Source organism: Wolbachia endosymbiont (group A) of Melieria omissa (assembly GCF_964031125.1).
In the GTDB taxonomy this organism is placed as follows: Bacteria; Pseudomonadota; Alphaproteobacteria; order Rickettsiales; family Anaplasmataceae; genus Wolbachia; species Wolbachia pipientis.
The window spans coordinates 136453-156424 of record NZ_OZ035007.1 but is presented as its reverse complement, the minus strand read 5'-3'; the positions used below and the strand labels follow the sequence as shown (position 1 = coordinate 156424).

The 19972-nt window shown below is 34.6% G+C and carries 16 protein-coding genes, 1 tRNA gene, 1 rRNA gene and 2 pseudogenes; 11 read left to right on the top strand and 9 right to left on the bottom strand.

What is annotated here, in order from left to right; genetic code table 11:
* Window positions 1-17 precede the first annotated feature (17 nt).
* Both ACQH2Q_RS00675 and ACQH2Q_RS00670 read left to right on the top strand, forming a co-directional pair.
* Complete coding sequence (locus tag ACQH2Q_RS00675; protein ID WP_077188467.1) at window positions 18-2021, top strand: type IV secretory system conjugative DNA transfer family protein; 2004 nt, start codon at window positions 18-20, stop codon at window positions 2019-2021.
* A 121-nt stretch (window positions 2022-2142) separates the two neighbouring features.
* Window positions 2143-2703, top strand: a pseudogene (locus tag ACQH2Q_RS00670) (P44/Msp2 family outer membrane protein); the annotation flags it as partial.
* A 14-nt stretch (window positions 2704-2717) separates the two neighbouring features.
* On the opposite strand, the gene ACQH2Q_RS00665 reads toward ACQH2Q_RS00670, so the two are convergent.
* The 8 genes and pseudogenes from ACQH2Q_RS00665 to hemF all read right to left on the bottom strand — a co-directional run bounded on the left by ACQH2Q_RS00665 (window position 2718) and on the right by hemF (window position 8846).
* Complete coding sequence (locus ACQH2Q_RS00665) at window positions 2718-4043, bottom strand: IS4 family transposase (protein WP_264339118.1); 1326 nt, start codon at window positions 4041-4043, stop codon at window positions 2718-2720.
* Window positions 4044-4210: 167 nt separating this feature from the next.
* Window positions 4211-4897, bottom strand: coding sequence for a 16S rRNA (uracil(1498)-N(3))-methyltransferase (locus ACQH2Q_RS00660; RefSeq protein WP_006279818.1), 687 nt, complete (start codon window positions 4895-4897; stop codon window positions 4211-4213).
* A gap of 28 nt (window positions 4898-4925) precedes the next feature.
* Window positions 4926-4997, bottom strand: a tRNA-Glu gene (locus tag ACQH2Q_RS00655).
* A gap of 113 nt (window positions 4998-5110) precedes the next feature.
* Complete coding sequence (locus ACQH2Q_RS00650; protein ID WP_425383498.1) at window positions 5111-5368, bottom strand: hypothetical protein; 258 nt, start codon at window positions 5366-5368, stop codon at window positions 5111-5113.
* A gap of 228 nt (window positions 5369-5596) precedes the next feature.
* Window positions 5597-6661: pseudogene (locus ACQH2Q_RS00645) on the bottom strand (IS4-like element ISWen1 family transposase); the annotation flags it as partial.
* Window positions 6662-6718: 57 nt separating this feature from the next.
* Window positions 6719-7177 (bottom strand): hypothetical protein, encoded by a 459-nt coding sequence (locus tag ACQH2Q_RS00640; protein ID WP_425383497.1) that lies wholly within the window; start codon window positions 7175-7177, stop codon window positions 6719-6721.
* Complete coding sequence (locus tag ACQH2Q_RS00635; RefSeq protein ID WP_265017791.1) at window positions 7149-7940, bottom strand: hypothetical protein; 792 nt, start codon at window positions 7938-7940, stop codon at window positions 7149-7151. The genes ACQH2Q_RS00640 and ACQH2Q_RS00635 overlap by 29 nt, the downstream gene beginning before the upstream one ends.
* An 81-nt stretch (window positions 7941-8021) precedes the next feature.
* Complete coding sequence (gene hemF, locus ACQH2Q_RS00630; protein ID WP_155969192.1) at window positions 8022-8846, bottom strand: oxygen-dependent coproporphyrinogen oxidase; 825 nt, start codon at window positions 8844-8846, stop codon at window positions 8022-8024.
* Between the two features lie 160 nt (window positions 8847-9006).
* On the opposite strand from hemF, the gene ACQH2Q_RS00625 reads away from it, so the two are divergent.
* From ACQH2Q_RS00625 to ACQH2Q_RS00610, 4 genes are all read left to right on the top strand, one after another.
* Window positions 9007-11487, top strand: coding sequence for a response regulator (locus ACQH2Q_RS00625; RefSeq protein WP_265024196.1), 2481 nt, complete (start codon window positions 9007-9009; stop codon window positions 11485-11487).
* A gap of 90 nt (window positions 11488-11577) precedes the next feature.
* Window positions 11578-12420: a ParA family protein gene (locus ACQH2Q_RS00620; RefSeq protein ID WP_425383496.1), complete on the top strand. Its 843-nt coding sequence runs from the start codon at window positions 11578-11580 to the stop codon at window positions 12418-12420.
* Entirely contained in the window at window positions 12417-13268 is an 852-nt protein-coding gene (locus ACQH2Q_RS00615) for a ParB/RepB/Spo0J family partition protein (protein WP_264339670.1), read from the top strand. The genes ACQH2Q_RS00620 and ACQH2Q_RS00615 overlap by 4 nt, the downstream gene beginning before the upstream one ends.
* Before the next feature lie 311 nt (window positions 13269-13579).
* Window positions 13580-13756 (top strand): hypothetical protein, encoded by a 177-nt coding sequence (locus ACQH2Q_RS00610; RefSeq protein ID WP_182309824.1) that lies wholly within the window; start codon window positions 13580-13582, stop codon window positions 13754-13756.
* A gap of 313 nt (window positions 13757-14069) precedes the next feature.
* Here the strand turns inward: ACQH2Q_RS00610 and ACQH2Q_RS00605 are convergent, their stop codons facing one another.
* Complete coding sequence (locus tag ACQH2Q_RS00605) at window positions 14070-14684, bottom strand: hypothetical protein (RefSeq protein WP_264339671.1); 615 nt, start codon at window positions 14682-14684, stop codon at window positions 14070-14072.
* Window positions 14685-14837: 153 nt separating this feature from the next.
* On the opposite strand from ACQH2Q_RS00605, the gene ACQH2Q_RS00600 reads away from it, so the two are divergent.
* From ACQH2Q_RS00600 to ACQH2Q_RS00580, 5 genes are all read left to right on the top strand, one after another.
* A 16S ribosomal RNA gene (locus ACQH2Q_RS00600) occupies window positions 14838-16342 on the top strand.
* Between the two features lie 99 nt (window positions 16343-16441).
* Window positions 16442-16819 (top strand): succinate dehydrogenase, cytochrome b556 subunit, encoded by a 378-nt coding sequence (gene sdhC, locus ACQH2Q_RS00595; RefSeq protein WP_007548462.1) that lies wholly within the window; start codon window positions 16442-16444, stop codon window positions 16817-16819.
* Complete coding sequence (sdhD, locus tag ACQH2Q_RS00590; RefSeq protein WP_010963113.1) at window positions 16816-17172, top strand: succinate dehydrogenase, hydrophobic membrane anchor protein; 357 nt, start codon at window positions 16816-16818, stop codon at window positions 17170-17172. The genes sdhC and sdhD overlap by 4 nt, the downstream gene beginning before the upstream one ends.
* Window positions 17173-17256: 84 nt before the next feature.
* Window positions 17257-18495 (top strand): hypothetical protein, encoded by a 1239-nt coding sequence (locus ACQH2Q_RS00585; protein WP_264339673.1) that lies wholly within the window; start codon window positions 17257-17259, stop codon window positions 18493-18495.
* A 112-nt stretch (window positions 18496-18607) separates the two neighbouring features.
* Window positions 18608-19897 (top strand): sugar phosphate nucleotidyltransferase, encoded by a 1290-nt coding sequence (locus tag ACQH2Q_RS00580; RefSeq protein ID WP_006280310.1) that lies wholly within the window; start codon window positions 18608-18610, stop codon window positions 19895-19897.
* The last annotated feature ends 75 nt before the right edge of the window (window positions 19898-19972 follow it).

Here is a 19972-nt window from a genome sequence, read left to right as displayed (position 1 = left end):
TTAAGGAAGAGTAGTTTATGAGTAATGGAAATCACCTACGTAATATTCTCATAGGAGGTGTAGTAGCTTTTAGCGTACTTGAGTTTTGCTTCTATCTATCTGGTATATTGTTTGTTCTGTTTGCTGATGGTCCGGATGCTGTGGATTTTAAGGCAATTAATCCTAGTTTGACGCCTTTCCCTCAAGCTCTTTGGCCAACGATTTTTGATCATATACAATATTGTTGGCATCATCCAGAGTTATATAGCCTTGAGCTCAAAATCACATTAATTATATCTTCTGCACTGCCTATCATTGTTTTAATGATTATCTTATGGAATTTAAGAGAAAGGATAATTGAGTGGCGACCATTTAAAAAGAAGGAATCACTTCATGGAGATTCGCAGTGGGCATCAGAGAAAGACATACGAAAAGCAGGATTAAGAAGCAAAAAGGGATTATTGCTTGGTAAAGATAAAAGAGGATACTTCATTTCTGATGGGTTTCAGCATGCATTGTTATTTGCACCTACAGGTTCTGGTAAGGGTGTTGGCTTTGTAATTCCTAATTTATTATTTTGGACTGACTCGGTAATTGTACACGACATAAAATTAGAAAACTATGAAATAACAAGTGGTTGGCGAGAACGACAAGGACAAAAAGTATACGTATGGAATCCAGCGCAGCCAGATGGAATAAGTCACTGTTACAATCCATTACAATGGATTAGTGAAAAACCTGGGCAGATGGTTGACGATGTGCAGAAAATAGCTAACCTAATCATGCCTGAACAAGACTTTTGGCAGAATGAAGCAAGAAGCTTATTTGTTGGAGTGGTATTATACTTACTTGCTGCACCAGAGAAAGTTAAATCTTTTGGTGAAGTTGTGCGTACGATGCGTAGTGATGACGTGGTTTATAATCTTGCTGTTGCTCTTGATACAATGGGTAAAATACTACACCCTGTAGCATATATGAATATTGCAGCTTTTTTACAAAAAGCTGATAAAGAAAGGTCAGGTGTTGTATCAACCATGAACTCATCACTTGAATTGTGGGCAAACCCATTGATTGATACTGCAACTGCGTCAAGTGATTTTAATATTCTAGATTTTAAAAAGAAGAAAATTACAGTTTATGTTGGTTTAACTCCTGACAACTTGACTAGGCTCAGGCCTTTAATGCAGGTTTTTTACCAACAGGCAACTGAGTTTTTATGTAGAAAATTGCCATCGGATGACGAGCCTTATGGCGTATTGTTTTTAATGGATGAGTTTCCTACACTTGGAAAAATGGAGCAATTTCAAACAGGTATTGCATATTTTCGTGGTTATCGAGTTAGGTTATTCTTAATTGTTCAAGATACTGAGCAGCTCAAAGGAATATACGAAGAAGCAGGGATGAACTCCTTTTTGTCAAACTCGACTTACAGAATAACTTTTGCAGCCAATAATATTGAAACAGCTAATTTAATATCGCAACTTATAGGAAACAAAACTGTACAACAAGAATCGTTGAATAAGCCTAAATTTTTAGATTTAAATCCTGCTTCAAGGTCATTACATATCTCTGAAATACAGAGAGCATTGCTATTGCCTCAAGAAGTTATTATGTTGCCACGTGACGATCAGATAATTTTAATAGAGTCGACTTACCCAATTAAATCAAAGAAAATTTTGTACTACAGTGATACCACCTTCACAAGAAGGCTGCTCAAACAAACTCGTGTGCCTACACAAGAACCATATGACCCAAACAAAGTTCTTTCTGCCGCTGCGAGCAAAGATAAGGTTAATAACGAGGGGAATAATGTTCTTGAGGGACCTAATTCAGTTGATTATCCTGCTGAAACTAAAACCGAAGATGCAGTATATGATGAATCAGATGAATTTGCAGACGAAGATATTGATGATGAAGATATCGACGATAAGTTTGAAGATGATGACGAGGAAGATGAGGATAGGAGCGATGATGGGTTTGATGACGAAGAAGAGGAGGATGAATTTGAAGATGAGGATAAATTAAAAAATGACGAGAAGTAAGGTTAACTTTGCCTATTTTTAGCTCAGAAAAGTGCAAGTTATGCAAATAATTAGGTTTTTCATATTAAGCCATTTTTAATTAATTAGTATTAGATTAGCTATTTTAACTAGGGGAGTAGTAATGATTAGTAAAAAAACATTAGCGGTTACAGCATTTGCTTTATTGTTGTCACAACAATCTTTTGCAAGTGAAACAGAAGGGTTTTACTTTGGTAGTGGGTATTACGGTCAATATTTAAATAACACAAGCGTACTAAAAACAAGCACTACAGGTATCAAAAATTTGTCTATAAATGACAGGGGTGCTCAGAACACAGAAGGTCAGTCACTAAGTGAGTATAAAGGAGATTATAATCCACCTTTTGCTGCAAATGTGGCATTTGGTTACACAGGAGAATTGGGTAACAACAGCTATAGGGCTGAATTGGAAGGGATGTATTCTTCTGTAAAAGTGGATAATATTGGTTTAACAAGTAGCCAAATAACTGTTTCATACCTAAAGGAGACTGGTGAGGATCCTAATAAAGAAACTTATCTCTATAGTGCTGCAGTTAGTCATGACCAAATTGAGAACATATCTGTAATGGCAAATGTTTATCATAATTGGAAAAGTGACCGTTTCTCTTTTTCTCCTTACGTTGGTATTGGGATCGGTGCAACAAGAATGACGATGTTTGAAAAACCATACGCGTCAAGTTAAGAGATTGTGAGCAAATTTAGAGAGGTTAAAGTGGATACTCTAGCCCTTCTACGTTTGTCTTTTAATGAAAATCGCGACCAAGTTATAGTGAGTTTTTTAAGAAATGCTTTTAAACTATTAATTTTGGTTAATACTAAAAATAACTCTCTAACCCGCCTTTTTAGCTCAATAAATGCCTTTGTTAAGCTAAGTTCTGTATTCTTTTTCACTTCTGTGCAACCAACTATGCCGTGAAATATAAGAATTGCGCACAATTTAGCATATAGTTCACATAATACTCTGCATGGCTTTCCTTTTAGCTTATCAAGCCTGATATGGCTTTTATACAATTTAAATAATAACTCAATTTGCCACCTTACTCTGTAAATCGTTAATACTTGCTCAGCACTAATTTTATTTTCTGGAACATTAGTTATAAATATTGACCAGTTCAACAATTTTTGATTTCTTTTAGAGGATGTATATCCCTGCGATCTTGCTAATCTATTAGCTTTCCTTCTTCTGGCCATAGACTGTTCTTCAGTTAGTTTCTGACATATAATTCTTACTCTAATTTTTGCTTCTTTTCCTAACAATACCTCGTTTTCTAAAAATAACTTATCCTCTAAACATTCTAATAACTCCATTTTTTGATTTGTTTCTACATCATATATGTTGGTATCGGATTTATAACGACTTATGAAATAAGCTCCTATTTCATTGATTTGTTTAAAAGAACTTGGCACAAAATAACCGAGATCAGATATTAGCAAATCATTGCTTAATATATTACTTAAATGTTTCCTATATCCCTGGTCTGATCTTACCCCCTCCGTTAAATTAAGTTGGTCTATTATCTGATTCATGTAGTCGAAAACTAATTGTAACTTTATTCCAGACTTAGTATTGCTTTCATAGCCACTGTAGCTAGTACCATAACCTTTATACATCTCTTCCATACTGTTAGGTAGAGTAATATAGCTACTGTCCAATAATTTAACACTATTAAATTGCTGTAAGATTTTGCAATCAACTTGCAAGATATTTTTAAAGAGAATCACAGATTCATTATACATCCTTTTCATAAATTCCACTGCTTCTTCAGTAAATCTAAAATCCAAACCTTGTTTTGTTATATCTATCGAGTCCTCGTTTAGTAATTGACACATTGTTTCTACGCTACAATTATCAACTCCTATATTACCCAAGACCATGGCTTTTACGAATGATGAACCTTTTAGCTTTCTCTTTCTTTTTATAAACCTTGTTGTAATTGAGATTTTCTCTGCTTTTTCATTAAAAAATTCTTTGAGCTTTTTTGATAAGCAAGTTATTTTATTCATTGGTTCTCTCACTAAAAGTATATCTGGGAGAACTTATACCTTATTATTCTATCTCTTTCATACCTTTATTTCCTTAACTTGACGCGTATGGCTTCGTAGAGAGTCTACAGAGTTTTTGTGCGCGCAACACTGAACCAGATTTCTTTATCTTAGCCATATTTAAAAATCTAGCTACACCAATTGGTGAAAGTTAGTGCAGCAACCACAGCGGTATCGACTCTTAAAATTCTTTTTCCTAGACTCAATTTTTGACAAAACTTATCGGCAAGATCAAGTTCATAAGATGAAAAACCACCTTCAGGGCCAACAATAATAGCAACATTTTTCTTACCTTTCAGCACTTTATCAGCTTTACCTGTTTCATCACATAAAACAAAATTTTTACTCTGGGAATCAGGTAATTCGCAAAAGTTAATAGGAGGCAAAATCTCTGGTATACTTATCCTACCGGATTGTTCCGCTGCTTCGATTGCTTGTAATTTTGCTCTACTTAGGTTAATATTTTTTACCACTGTACGTTCCGTTGAAATAAATTGAATGCAGATTACTCCCATTTCAGTTGCCTGTCTTACTATGTTGTTCAAAGCAGCACTTTTTACCATGGCACAATACAGGTATAAATTTTCCTCATATTGCTGTTGTTTAGTGCATTCTTTGGGTGTAACTTCTGTCAATTTACGCGATATATTAACTACTTCTCCTAACCATTCTCCATCTTTTCCATTAAAAAGAGAGAGATTATCATACTTCTTAAGCCGCATTACATTGCAAATATAGTGACTTTGTTGTGGATTAAGTGCTAAACTCACGCCTTGTGATAAAGCTTCTTCAACATAGAGCCTAATTTTTCCCATTCAAAACCTTAATTATATTCTACTTGAGTGACTCTTACGGGATTTGAACCCGTGTTACCACCGTGAAAGGGTGGTGTCCTAACCACTAGACGAAAGAGTCAACTTGAATCTAACTAGGTTATATCGATTACATATATAAAGTCAATTCAATTATTTTGAATCACATAGTTAGAGGGATATATCAGTAATCTTATATCGACCATACGCGTCAAGTTAAGAGATTGTGAGCAAATTTAGAGAGGTTAAAGTGGATACTCTAGCCCTTCTACGTTTGTCTTTTAATGAAAATCGCGACCAAGTTATAGTGAGTTTTTTAAGAAATGCTTTTAAACTATTAATTTTGGTTAATACTAAAAATAACTCTCTAACCCGCCTTTTTAGCTCAATAAATGCCTTTGTTAAGCTAAGTTCTGTATTCTTTTTCACTTCTGTGCAACCAACTATGCCGTGAAATATAAGAATTGCGCACAATTTAGCATATAGTTCACATAATCATACGCGTCAAGTTAAGGAAATATCGTGAAATATAGCAACATTTGAGATGGGCATTTTATTTGTTACATTTATTTTTTTAGGGAGTTCTTATCTAGAAGAAGATAATTTTTTCAGAAGAATCTATAAATTAATAACTTTATTACTTAATATATAAAATAGTTTTTTCGTTTCCTTTCTTCCTTATACCACTTTTCCTTAACTTGACGCGTATGGTTCACATAATACTCTGCATGGCTTTCCTTTTAGCTTATCAAGCCTGATATGGCTTTTATACAATTTAAATAATAACTCAATTTGCCACCTTACTCTGTAAATCGTTAATACTTGCTCAGCACTAATTTTATTTTCTGGAACATTAGTTATAAATATTGACCAGTTCAACAATTTTTGATTTCTTTTAGAGGATGTATATCCCTGCGATCTTGCTAATCTATTAGCTTTCCTTCTTCTGGCCATAGACTGTTCTTCAGTTAGTTTCTGACATATAATTCTTACTCTAATTTTTGCTTCTTTTCCTAACAATACCTCGTTTTCTAAAAATAACTTATCCTCTAAACATTCTAATAACTCCATTTTTTGATTTGTTTCTACATCATATATGTTGGTATCGGATTTATAACGACTTATGAAATAAGCTCCTATTTCATTGATTTGTTTAAAAGAACTTGGCACAAAATAACCGAGATCAGATATTAGCAAATCATTGCTTAATATATTACTTAAATGTTTCCTATATCCCTGGTCTGATCTTACCCCCTCCGTTAAATTAAGTTGGTCTATTATCTGATTCATGTAGTCGAAAACTAATTGTAACTTTATTCCAGACTTAGTATTGCTTTCATAGCCACTGTAGCTAGTACCATAACCTTTATACATCTCTTCCATACTGTTAGGTAGAGTAATATAGCTACTGTCCAATAATTTAACACTATTAAATTGCTGTAAGATTTTGCAATCAACTTGCAAGATATTTTTAAAGAGAATCACAGATTCATTATACATCCTTTTCATAAATTCCACTGCTTCTTCAGTAAATCTAAAATCCAAACCTTGTTTTGTTATATCTATCGAGTCCTCGTTTAGTAATTGACACATTGTTTCTACGCTACAATTATCAACTCCTATATTACCCAAGACCATGGCTTTTACGAATGATGAACCTTTTAGCTTTCTCTTTCTTTTTATAAACCTTGTTGTAATTGAGATTTTCTCTGCTTTTTCATTAAAAAATTCTTTGAGCTTTTTTGATAAGCAAGTTATTTTATTCATTGGTTCTCTCACTAAAAGTATATCTGGGAGAACTTATACCTTATTATTCTATCTCTTTCATACCTTTATTTCCTTAACTTGACGCGTATGCTTATATCGACAGCCTCCTATTACTCCATGCTCAATACTCACTGAACCTATCTCAGATTTAGGAGCTAATTCTAATTGTTGTTCAACTTTTGTATCGGAATCATAGCCAGAATCGTAGCCAGAATCTCTACGCTCATATTTCTGCCTTATTTCTTCTACACTAAAGCCAGCCTTGGTCTTAATTTTTTGATCATTAGTCTGTTGCTGACTTATCGACTTATTAGCACTTAGCTCATTTAGCTTCACTTGCCAATCATTCACTTTATCTTGCACTAACCCATGGCAAGTTCCAGAATTAGCTTTTATGTCTTTTGCTTTTCTTTCTGCTCTTTTCTTGGACAAATCTACCCTAGCATAAATAGGTTCTGACGACTGTTCTGGCTCTTTCTGTTTTAGGCTAGTAGGCTTTTTGTTCTGAAAGATCATCTATAGTGCAATAAATAGGTTCTTCTGATATACTCAAATAACCACTATCTTCCAATGATAAATTTTCAGTGGATTTTTTATGTGAATCATATATTTCAGCATAAATAGATTCTTCTGATACACTCAAATAACCATTCTCCCCTAATGAGTTACTAACCTTAGCATCATACACCTCAGCGTAAATTGGCTCTTTTGAAGGCAAAGCATCATAATTAGTGCTCTTTGGCTTATACTCAAAAGTTCTAGAAGGTTTTTGAGGTGGTATTACATTGTTGTTCACCTCAGCGTACATAGTTATTGGCTCATATTCAGAGGTTCTAGGAGGTTTTTGTTGTATAGCTTCAACATTCAAATCATCTGTAGAATAATACTCTGCGCCTTTTCCTAGTAAAAAGGAAACTGTGGGGTGAAGAATTATCTCTGCTGGTAAGTTTTTCTCACTATCCAATTTTAGATTTTTTGATTCTGCTAAACTCTCAATAACACGAATTATAACATTCTTTCCATTCTCATCTATTGAGTGGATATCAGCTCCACGATTAATCAGCAATTCCATTATTTTGTGATCTGTAGCATGTCCTAAAGCCTGATTTAAAGCTTGATTATTATTTATATCAAATGATCCTGTATTCTTGAGAGACATAGTCTTTGAAAAGAATTTTCTAAAACTATTTAATGCATCATAGAGAATTAGAGTCAGTTTAACACCTTTTATGTCATTGTTTTTGACAGATTTAATTAAAAAATTATCTATTATGCCCATGATTATACCCCCTATATAAAAGCTCACTACCATGGTACAATTTTAAACTATGATGATTTATTTTCTACTAATAGCAGCTCTCTATAACCACTTAACAAGTGGTGGCATTGACATCATAATTGCATCTGGATTGCCGTCAGTCATTAAACCAAACCTTGTGCCACGATCGTATAACAGATTGAATTCTACATATCTGCCACGTTTTATTAATTGATTTTCTCGTTGTTCTTTTGTCCAAGATTTTTGCATATGTTTACGTATGACGTGCGAATAAATTTCCAAAAAGGCTTCACCTACTGCTTTTGTGAACTCAAAATCATTTTCCCAATTACCAGAACTCAGATTATCATAGAAAATACCACCAATGCCACGTGGCTCTTTTCTGTGTTGTAAGAAAAAATAATTGTCACATTGCTCTTTAAATTTTGGATAATATCCGGTGTCAAATCTATCACATGTCATTTTGATTGATTCATGAATATACTTGCAATCTTCTTCATTTCTATATATTGGCGTAAAATCCATTCCTCCACCAAACCATTGTTTTGAAGTATATATCAGCCTTGTGTTCATATGTGCTGCAGGGATAAGGGGCGATTGCATATGAGACACTAAAGATATACCGCTTGCCCAGAACTCTCCGTTACTTTCACTTGCACCAGGAATTTCATTAATGGCTGAATCTGCAAATTTTCCGTGTACTTTTGAAACGTTTACTCCAACTTTTTCAAAAACATTACCAAAAATAATTGTAGATTCACCACCTCCACCACCTGGGCGATCCCACTTTCTCTTTTCGATCTTTGGCTCTGCGGATGATTGTTTTTCAATTAATAAGAAAGATTCTATGATCTTATCTCTTAGTGCACAGAACCATTTAAATGCTTGTGTTTTTTGTTTTTCCATAATATCCTCTTGCTAGCTTATTAACATTGTTATATCTGATATTTAAGGAACTTAATTAGATTTGGATGATAATTATCTATCAAAGACGTTAATAAATCTATAATAATTAAATCAATATAATAAAACATTTTCGTATGTACAACAATGCCAAGTAACAATAATGAATAAAAGATACATAGATAACAAAAAAGAGAACAGGGTTGACTTCATACTAAGAAATTATGGAATGTCAATTGTTGTGATGGCAGTTATTATGCTCTTACCTCCAGTAGCAATATCGATACTCTACTTTTTTGATATATATAGTCAGCATATTAATATAGAGATTAATTTATTAGTTAGCATTCTAACAACTCTCTTTATGATGTATAATGTAAAACGCTACAGATACCTACTTAATACTATAGAATTTCAAAATGCAATATTTGCAAATGCACTAAATCATAATACAGAATTTTGCCTTATTTTACATAAAGATGAAGGTATTATTTATGCTGATGCAAGGTTCTACGAAAGGTTTAAAGATCATATAGATGATGACATTACGTTAGACAAGATTCTTGAAATAGGAGATGTTTCAGAAGCAGACAAAAAAGTACTCTATCATGCACTAAAAAATAACTCTTCTGTACAGGTATGCATTTCCTTAAACAAGAAGAATAGAGTATCTAACTTTCTTTTGCTCTTTGAGCCGATACCAGATAATCCCCAAATTGCTATAAATAGTAATAAGATTTTAAATTTATCATTAGTGCCAATAGCAAGGCCAGATGGGTATTTTGTATTAAAAGCAACACAGATAAACAAGGAGCAGATATATGAAGAGTTAATAGAAAAACACAGCATAGGAACTTACATTGCAAATGCCAAAGGGGTGATTTTATCTGTAAATAAAAGATTTTTAGACATATTTGAACTAAAAAAACTGGAAAAAGGTAGCTCAATCAGTGATTTTATATCTCAATCTAAATATAACAATACAACAACCGATAATGAAATTTTGTTTTTTACTATAAGTGGTATTCCATTCAAGGCTTATATGAGCACTGCTATATTTTGTGATAAATACAACCATAGCTATATATATGGCTTTATAACACCAACCGAATCAAATATTGTTGATTATCAATTACACCCTTGTTTTGCAAATTCATCAATTGCTATTGCACAATGTGACATAAACGGCAACTTTGTAAAGAAAAATACGGCACTAATAAAGCTTGCAGGGTCAGATAATAATTCAATCTTTACGTTGATATTGGATAGTTATCATGTGAAAATACGTGAATATTTTTCGAGTAATAGAATAAATAATGCGTCTTTTGATGTACAGCTCAACGGCGGTAATAACATAAAAATATATTTCAATAAGTTTCTTCATAATAAAATGATCTTCATACTTTGTTATTTTATTGACAATACTGAACACAAAAACCTAGAGATAAAGCTTGAGCATTATCAAAAGATGCAAGCTATAGGGCAGTTAGCAGGTGGTATTGCGCATGATTTCAACAATATATTGACTGGGATAATAGGATTTTGCGATTTGCTTTTACTCCAACACTCAGCTGGTGACCCATCTTTTGGAGATATAATACAGATACAGCAAAATGCAAAGCGTGGATCAAATTTAGTAAGACAATTGCTTGCTTTCTCAAGAAGACAGACCTTGCAGCCAAAAATTATTGATGTAAATAATACTATAGCTAATCTTTATGAAATGATAAAAAGATTAATAGGTGAAAATATAAAATTTAATATTTATTATGGTAGAGACTTGGGTGCTGTTAGGGCTGATCAAGGGCAATTAGAGCAAGTTATACTTAACTTAGCAGTCAATGCTAGTGCTGCTATGGAAAAGGGCGGAGAATTAACTATACGAACCTTTAATCAAAAGATTGACTCATTAAATTCTACACCTCAGGATATGTTTTCTCCAGACAAGGAAACGATCGAACATGGAAATTATGTTGTGATTGAAGTAATTGATACTGGATGTGGAATGACAAGTGATACAATTGGAAAGGTATTTGACCCATTTTTTTCTACCAAAGATATTACCTCTGGTACAGGTCTTGGCCTCTCTACTGTATATGGCATTATTAAACAAACTGAAGGATACATCTATGTTGCTAGCAAAGTAAATCATGGAACTAAATTTAGCATATTTTTGCCCATGGTTTACATATCAGATGAAAATCTGAGAGAGGAAGATAGTGAAGAAATAGAAAGACCGGTAGTAAGTGAAATTAAAGGTAATGGTATAATTTTATTGATTGAAGATGAAGATTCAGTAAGGGAATTCATTGCTAAAGCACTAAAAAGGAAAGGATTTGATGTAATAGAAGCAAGCATAGGCAGCGAGGCGCTAGAAATAATCAGTAAAAAAAGTCAACACATAGATCTTATAATCACTGATGTAATCATGCCAGAGGTGAGCGGCCCAGAAATAGTTAAAGAAGCATTGATCCATAGGCCAAATATCAACGTTATTTTTATTTCTGGGTATGCAGAAGATGCTTTTTTAAAGAGTGATGACATCAATATAGAAGATTTTCACTTTTTGCCAAAACCATTCACTCTGAATGAATTAGGAAACAAGGTTCAAAGTGTGTTACACAAAGCAAAAAAGACAGTCTAATTTTAGTGTGGTTAACAACAAAAAAATTTTCTAATGCAAAAGTTTCTTGCATATATACAATAGAATTATTTTATACATAAGATAAAAGGCGTGAGCAAGATTATTGCAATAGTAAATCAAAAGGGTGGAGTTGGCAAAACCACAACTAGTATAAATTTATCGACAGCCTTTGCTGCTGTGGGAAAAAGCACTTTATTGGTAGATCTTGATCCTCAAGGAAATGCTAGCACCGGGCTCGGGATTTCTTATCGTAGTAGGGAAGAAAAAAATATATACAAAATACTACTAAGCAGCGAAAATAAATTGATAGAATCGGCAATTTTCAATATAAAGGAAATTCCAAATTTATCACTAATTTCGTCAGTAGTTGATTTATCAGCTGCAGAAATTGAATTATCGCAACTTGAGCGAGGAAAATTTGTGCTAAAAAGCGCATTAGAGAAGATACGCGATAATTATGAGTATATAATCATCGATTGCCCTCCATCACTTGGGCTTCTAACCATAAATGCTTTGACTGCTGCTAATTCTATTATTGTCCCTCTTCAGTGTGAATTTTTTGCTTTGGAGGGATTAAGCCATTTAGTTAAAACTGTAGAGCTGATAAAAAGAAATAACCTAAACCCTTTTTTGGCAATAGAAGGGATAGTGTTAACAATGTATGAAAGGCGCAACAAACTCAGTGAACAGATTAAAAACGATATTTGCCAGTATTTAAATGATAAAGTATACAAAACTATCATCCCATTGTATGAGACTGTTATTCCACGTAACGTACGGTTATCAGAAGCGCCTTCTCATGGAAAACCCACTATTGTGTATGATCTTAAGTGTCCTGGTGCACAAGCATATATAAGTTTGGCAAGGGAAATTTTAAAAAAGCACGCGAGCAGTTGTAAGGAGAAGAAACTAGTAAGCGAGGGCGTAGTATGAAGGATGATAGACGCCTCGGCAGAGGTCTTGCCGGCCTCATAGGCGATAATTATGATAATAAAGAAGATCGACAAGGGCATTTGCCTATTTCATTACTGCACCCAAGCAAATTTCAACCGAGGAAACATTTTGACGAGGAGTCATTAAGAGAACTTGCAAATTCGATAAAGAAAAGTGGCATTATACAGCCTATCGTGGTACGCAAAGATTCAAATGATGATGGTTATGAAATAATAGCTGGAGAACGTCGTTGGCGAGCAAGCAAGATTGCAAATCTTGATAGTGCACCGGTTATCATAAAAGATCTGAGCGACAAGGAATGCTTGGAAGTATCCATTATTGAAAACATACAAAGGCAAGATATTAATCCAATAGAGGAAGGTGAAGCTTACAGAAAACTGATAGATGAGTTTTTCTATACACATGAGGAATTAGCTTCAGCTATAGGCAAAAGCCGCAGCCACATAACCAATATGATTCGGATGTTGTTGCTCCCTGATAGGGTGAAAACAATGATCAATGAGAAAAAATTGTCTATGGGTCATGCAAGAGCGTTGATTAATGTTGAAAATGCGGAAAGTATTGCAGAAAAAATAGTTTCTCAGGGCTTAAGCGTTAGACAAACTGAAAAACTGATAAAGGACCTACATCAAAACAACAATCAAAAAGAGCAGAGATATACTAGAAATCAAGATATGACAGTAATAGAAGGCGCTATATCTTCTCAACTTGGTTTAAAGATCAAAATTAATGACAACAATTCTAAGGGTAAAGTTATGATACGGTATGATAATCCAAATGAATTGGATTTGATATTGAAAATTTTGAATAGGAAACTTGAGGCATAGCTAGTAGTTGGCTAGCAAAGCAACAAACCAATATCAACTGTTGGTGTCATGAAAGTAGCTGACACTGGAATCCAGGAATTTTATTAAGTTGGTAAGCATAAAAGTATAACTTCTACGTCATACCGCCGCGGTATCCGCTAACAAGCAGCGGGGTGACGATTGTCAGGGTAGCTGTCATCCCAGTGCCCTGACTACTTGGATCCAGGAAAAAGAATGGTGTCATCCCAGTGCGTGATACCCTAGTAGAAATCGTTTTTGTAATTGCAACATTCGTGCAATCTTTAGCCATAAATATTTAAAAAATTTACCAAATGAAAAAAAAGGCAAAAGAAACCCTGGGGTTATTATCCGCTTTAAAATATTGGCGTTTTTTATGTTTTAAACGCTTGACAAGCAAGATTAAGCTGCTTTTAATTGCAACTAACTTACGCTGCAAATGTTTAAGAAGTTTACTAAGCAGAAAAAAAGACAAAGAATCCCCGAGTTAGCTAGTCTTTTACTATCTCTGTCGAGTATTGGCATTTTTTGATGTCTTGTAACGCTTTATAAGCGCGTTCAGCTTATTTAGATAAAAATCTAGATGTAGATGAAGTTTTGTAAAGACATACAGTATCTATATACTGCAAAAAATTGAACATAAGACGCCGATACATTAAGTAATCCTTACCTTTTAATCTGCAGATTGGCGAAAGCAAATACAATAGCTTCACTATCATGATAAGGGGGCTGGCGAAGGGTGTCAAGTAAGTTTTTTCGTTTCATCCGATGCGCTGCCAAAAGCTATGCAAAAAGTCCAATGAGTTAACTCCCATATATCCTGAGTAATTCTTGTGCATTAGCTTTGATTAGGATAGGGCATTTTCTATCATTTAATAGGGAACGCAATATTTCAGTTGCACCCTTAACGTCGTTATTGTGTATCTTTACTACAGCAATAGCTTCTTGGCTTGAATAAGGATACACTGTGCTTGATTCTAAATTATCAATTTTGTCTTTATTTATTTTTTCACCGTTGGAGTGAAGTAAGCTCATTACTTCTAAATATTGTGCTAACTCACGCAAAACACCAGGAGCATCTTTATCATCTGCCAAATCATTATAAATAGATGCTGTGTCTGTTGGCATTGAATCTGAGATATGATTGAATGCGCGTTCAAAATTTGCTAAATACTCCCAATTTGAATCTATTTCTTCTAGCAGCGGCTTATTATCTTTTTTTAAGAATAATACTTCGTAAAACTTGTCACCTGCAGTTATAGATTGTTTTGTGTTATCAATGTTGCGCAATAAGTATAATGTGATGCCAACTAACATTGGCGCGAGTGCAAGCAGAAAGATGTATTTTTTCATGGTAATATTCCAAATAGTTATATATTTATACATTAATGCTTTTGATTTGCAAAAACATATTGACATAGTGATTATATCACATGATAATATTCTTAAAGTTGTTTGAATAGTTGGAGATTAAAATATTTCTAAAGTAGAAATAAAGACAGCAGTATTAAGCTAAATTATTTTTTGTCGGATTTATCCGATGTACCCTCAACCTTTTATAGGTTGAAGTCTAAATTTGAGAGTTTGATCCTGGCTCAGAATGAACGCTGGCGGCAGGCCTAACACATGCAAGTCGAACGGAGTTATATTGTAGCTTGCTATGGTATAACTTAGTGGCAGACGGGTGAGTAATGTATAGGAATCTACCTAGTAGTACGGAATAATTGTTGGAAACGGCAACTAATACCGTATACGCCCTACGGGGGAAAAATTTATTGCTATTAGATGAGCCTATATTAGATTAGCTAGTTGGTGGAGTAATAGCCTACCAAGGCAATGATCTATAGCTGATCTGAGAGGATGATCAGCCACACTGGAACTGAGATACGGTCCAGACTCCTACGGGAGGCAGCAGTGGGGAATATTGGACAATGGGCGAAAGCCTGATCCAGCCATGCCGCATGAGTGAAGAAGGCCTTTGGGTTGTAAAGCTCTTTTAGTGAGGAAGATAATGACGGTACTCACAGAAGAAGTCCTGGCTAACTCCGTGCCAGCAGCCGCGGTAATACGGAGAGGGCTAGCGTTATTCGGAATTATTGGGCGTAAAGGGCGCGTAGGCGGATTAGTAAGTTAAAAGTGAAATCCCAAGGCTCAACCTTGGAATTGCTTTTAAAACTGCTAATCTAGAGATTGAAAGAGGATAGAGGAATTCCTAGTGTAGAGGTGAAATTCGTAAATATTAGGAGGAACACCAGTGGCGAAGGCGTCTATCTGGTTCAAATCTGACGCTGAGGCGCGAAGGCGTGGGGAGCAAACAGGATTAGATACCCTGGTAGTCCACGCTGTAAACGATGAATGTTAAATATGGGAAGTTTTACTTTCTGTATTACAGCTAACGCGTTAAACATTCCGCCTGGGGACTACGGTCGCAAGATTAAAACTCAAAGGAATTGACGGGGACCCGCACAAGCGGTGGAGCATGTGGTTTAATTCGATGCAACGCGAAAAACCTTACCACTCCTTGACATGGAAATTATACCTATTCGAAGGGATAGGGTCGGTTCGGCCGGGTTTCACACAGGTGTTGCATGGCTGTCGTCAGCTCGTGTCGTGAGATGTTGGGTTAAGTCCCGCAACGAGCGCAACCCTCATCCTTAGTTACCATCAGGTAATGCTGGGGACTTTAAGGAAACTGCCAGTGATAAACTGGAGGAAGGTGGGGATGATGTCAAGTCATCATGGCCCTTATGGAGTGGGCTACACACGTGCTACAATGGTGGCTACAATGGGCTGCAAAGTCGCGAGGCTAAGCTAATCCCTTAAAAGCCATCTCAGTTCGGATTGTACTCTGCAACTCGAGTGCATGAAGTTGGAATCGCTAGTAATCGTGGATCAGCACGCCACGGTGAATACGTTCTCGGGTCTTGTACACACTGCCCGTCACGCCATGGGAATTGGTTTCACTCGAAGCTAACGACCTAACCGCAAGGAGGGAGTTATTTAAAGTGGGATCGGTGACTGGGGTGAAGTCGTAACAAGGTAGCAGTAGGGGAATCTGCAGCTGGATTACCTCCTTAGGCTTTGCACATAATTTACCATTTTTAATGATGGTGTTGTTATGTGCTATACTGCTGTCTTTACTTCTACTTTATTTTAATTTCCCGATAACGGATTTTATGAGTGATAGACCTCTTTCTCCACATTTACAAATATATAAAGTACAAGTTACTAGTTTTTTCTCTATTATGCATAGATTGACTGGTATCTTGCTATTCCTTTTATTAATGATACTTTCTTGGTATTTCATATTACATGTTTACTTTCCTGAGTTACTTATAGTAAGGTACTTAAATGCATTATTATTCACTCCTGTTGCTAAATTAGCTTATGTCTTATGTTTTATAAGTTTTGTATATCATTTTCTTAATGGTATTCGTCATTTATTGTGGGATGCTGGGCTTAATTTAGAAATTACTGGCGTTTCAAGGAGTGCTATACTGCTGACAGTAACGCTACTTCTTTCTACTATGGCTTTTTTATTTATGTTTATATGAGTCAGTCTGGAAATTCAGTACATCATTGGTGGGTTCAGCGTGTTTCTGCGGTAATTTTACTGTTCCTGTTTCCTTGGTTTATCTATTCATTTTCTTGCACATTTTATACTGATAGCTCTTTGTCTTTTAGTGAAAAATTTATTAATCACCCTCTAGAGCTTTTATTTTTTGTTGTATTGTTGTTTTGCATTTTTTGGCACGCAGTTCTTGGAATGCAGGTAGTATGCGAAGATTATATACACAGCGTACCTTTGAGGATTTTTACAATTACATGCATAAAGTACTTATCAAGCATTACTTATATAACCCTCGCTTTTACAATCTTTATCTTCTACAGGCATATTTTCTTGTAAAATCACCGGTGCTGTGTTAATATATTATTAGTGTACTAGTTTTATTATTGAACTATAGCATTATAGCGATTTTGGTTTGACAATATGTTTGAAGCATTAAAAAAGGGAGCAATAGATCTTACACTTAAAGCAAAAGGTCTGCTTACTTCACCTGAATCTCAAGTTTACGTCGAAGACCTTAGAAAGGTAATGATGTATGATGGAAGGAAATGCCAGTATCCAAAAAATTATGATCAAATTGTACAGTCTGCTAAAATCATAGAAAACAGGGATATGCATGGAAATGCTATACTAGATAAAGATAAAAATCCAACCTATAAACTTTTGTATGGTCAAAAAGATGAGAATGGAGAACAACCAAGTTTCAGATTATCTTTAGTTACCAAAGATAAAGATAATGATAGATCTTATTTTACTATCAATTATATAGACAATCAGGGTAAGCAAATTCCGATAAATGAGTTGCATAAGTCATATTTTGAGCCATTAGGCTTTTCGAGAATGGATTTGAAAAAACACGTGCCAATTTTTGAAGCTGAAAAAACTAAAGATCCTCAATATCCGTTTGAATTAACTAACTCTTCTGTGCTAACTAAAGAGGTAAAAAATAAAGAAGGTAAAGTTCAGGAAGTTGTTGATGAAAAAGGAAGAAATGGAGAATTATTATACACTAGTGATTACAAAAAGCTAAGCACCCATTTTTCAGAAATTAGAGATCAGAATGGTAATTTAGAGCTAGATAAAAGTCTTATATCTGTTCCTATCGTTTTTGCTACAAGCTTGGCTAAAGTTTGTACTAAATTGTTGACTTCTCTTCCTATAAAGTTAGGGGAGCATTTAATAAGCAAACAAAACCCAATTGCAAAGTCTTTTGGTTATCTTTTATTCACTCCTGCAGCGGCAGTAAAAAATTTAGTGGATATGGGAGCTACCATACTTAAGGCTCCAATTTTATTGTTTGTAGCAAATGAGAAAAAATATGGTGATGCTTACTACACCATGTGGAAACACCAACTGAAAGGATGTTTGGAAGAAGCAAAAAGTGACTTTAATGTTATTAAAGGTGAAGAAAGGCTAAAGCCGGATCATGGGAATCGTGATTCACTAGTGGGCACATGGGATGAGCTTAACGCTAGAAGGCCAAAGAAACAAGGGGATGATAAAGAAGTTAGCAAGAGTAATGAAATACTAAAGAGTCCTGAGGAAGAACAAAATAAGGGTAATGAAATATTAAGTGATAAAAGAAAAGGTCATGTTGAGGAATTACAAAATAGAAGAAATTCACAGCAAGGGCAAGGCGCTACACATGATCACTCTCATTAGCAATTACTTTAAATCAACATTTACTTTCTTTATTAACTATTCCACAACAAAAACTTGCATGTATTTTGCCCTCAGTATAAGATATTAATTATTTAATTAATATCTTAACTAAATGCGCCCTGTAATATTGTGTGGTGGTAGTGGTAGCAGACTTTGGCCTTTATCTAAGCCAAAGCAATTTCAGAAAATATTTAGTCAGAACACTATGTTTCACAACACTTTGTTGAGGCTAAAAAGCGATTATATGCCGCCCATAATTGCTACAAATATACAGTACGAGTCATTAGTGATGGAGGAATTGCATGCACTGCAAGAATATAAAGTGATTTTCGAACCAGTGAAAATTGGAACAGCAGCGGCAATATTAATTGCTGCACTTCTCTGCAATGAAAACGAGACAATGTTAATTCTGCCTTCAGACCATTTTATAGGTGATTTGAATAGTTTTTATGCTTCTACTCAAAAAGCGTCTAAGTTAGCCTCTGAAACTAACTCTATAGTCACTTTTGGGGTTAAGCCTCATGAATTCAATTCTGAATACGGCTATATAAATGCAGTATATGATCAGAAAGAAAAATGTCATATAGTGAAAGATTTTACAGAAAAGCCCGAGCGTAAGTTAAGTAACGATCATTATTGGAACTCTGGAATATTTGTGTTTAAAGCAAAACGCTACATAGATGAGATTAAAAAATCTGCCCCGAATCTTTACAACTTATGTTTTAAATATTTCACACCGCAAGAGAGATTTCTGTATTTAAAACAACGAGATTTTGCAGGAATTGAAGGCATATCCATTGATTACTTGGTGATGGAGAAAGCAAAAAACGTTGCAATGATAGAAGCTAATTTCGATTGGTTGGATGTTGGAACTTGGAATTCAGTTTTAGAATTGAGTGAGAAGTTTAGTAAAGAACCGGTGTCATTTCAGCATGTGATTAGAGAAAAAGAACCAGTTTCAACGACAAAAAGTAATAAAAATTTATTGGGTGGAGCTTGTAAGCAACCAAACAAAAGTCTAATTTCATTTATTCATAAAGTTAAGAAAGTAAAGGTGATAAGGAAAGAAGTTAAACCATGGGGATTTTGTAGTATAATTTTAATGAGCGAAAATTTTCTTATAAAATATCTTTTTATAAATCCATTAAGCTGCACTTCTAAGCAATTCCATCACTATAGAGATGAATACCATATAGTGCTATCAGGAGTTGGGTATGTTAGTTTAGAAGACAAAGAATATGCTATAGCAAAAGACCATATGATAGAAATCCCAAGGGAAGTTTCCCATAGGATTGAAAATAGAAGCATAAGCTCTCCACTTGAAATAGTTGAATTTCAGATAGGAGAGCATTTATCTGATAATGATATAGTGAGGTTAGATGATGTATATGGAAGATTTTGAAATTCTAATGTTAAAGATACTCTATAAGCCTGCTAAATTTAAGGAAGCAAAAATCTCTAGTTTTCAAATAAAGAA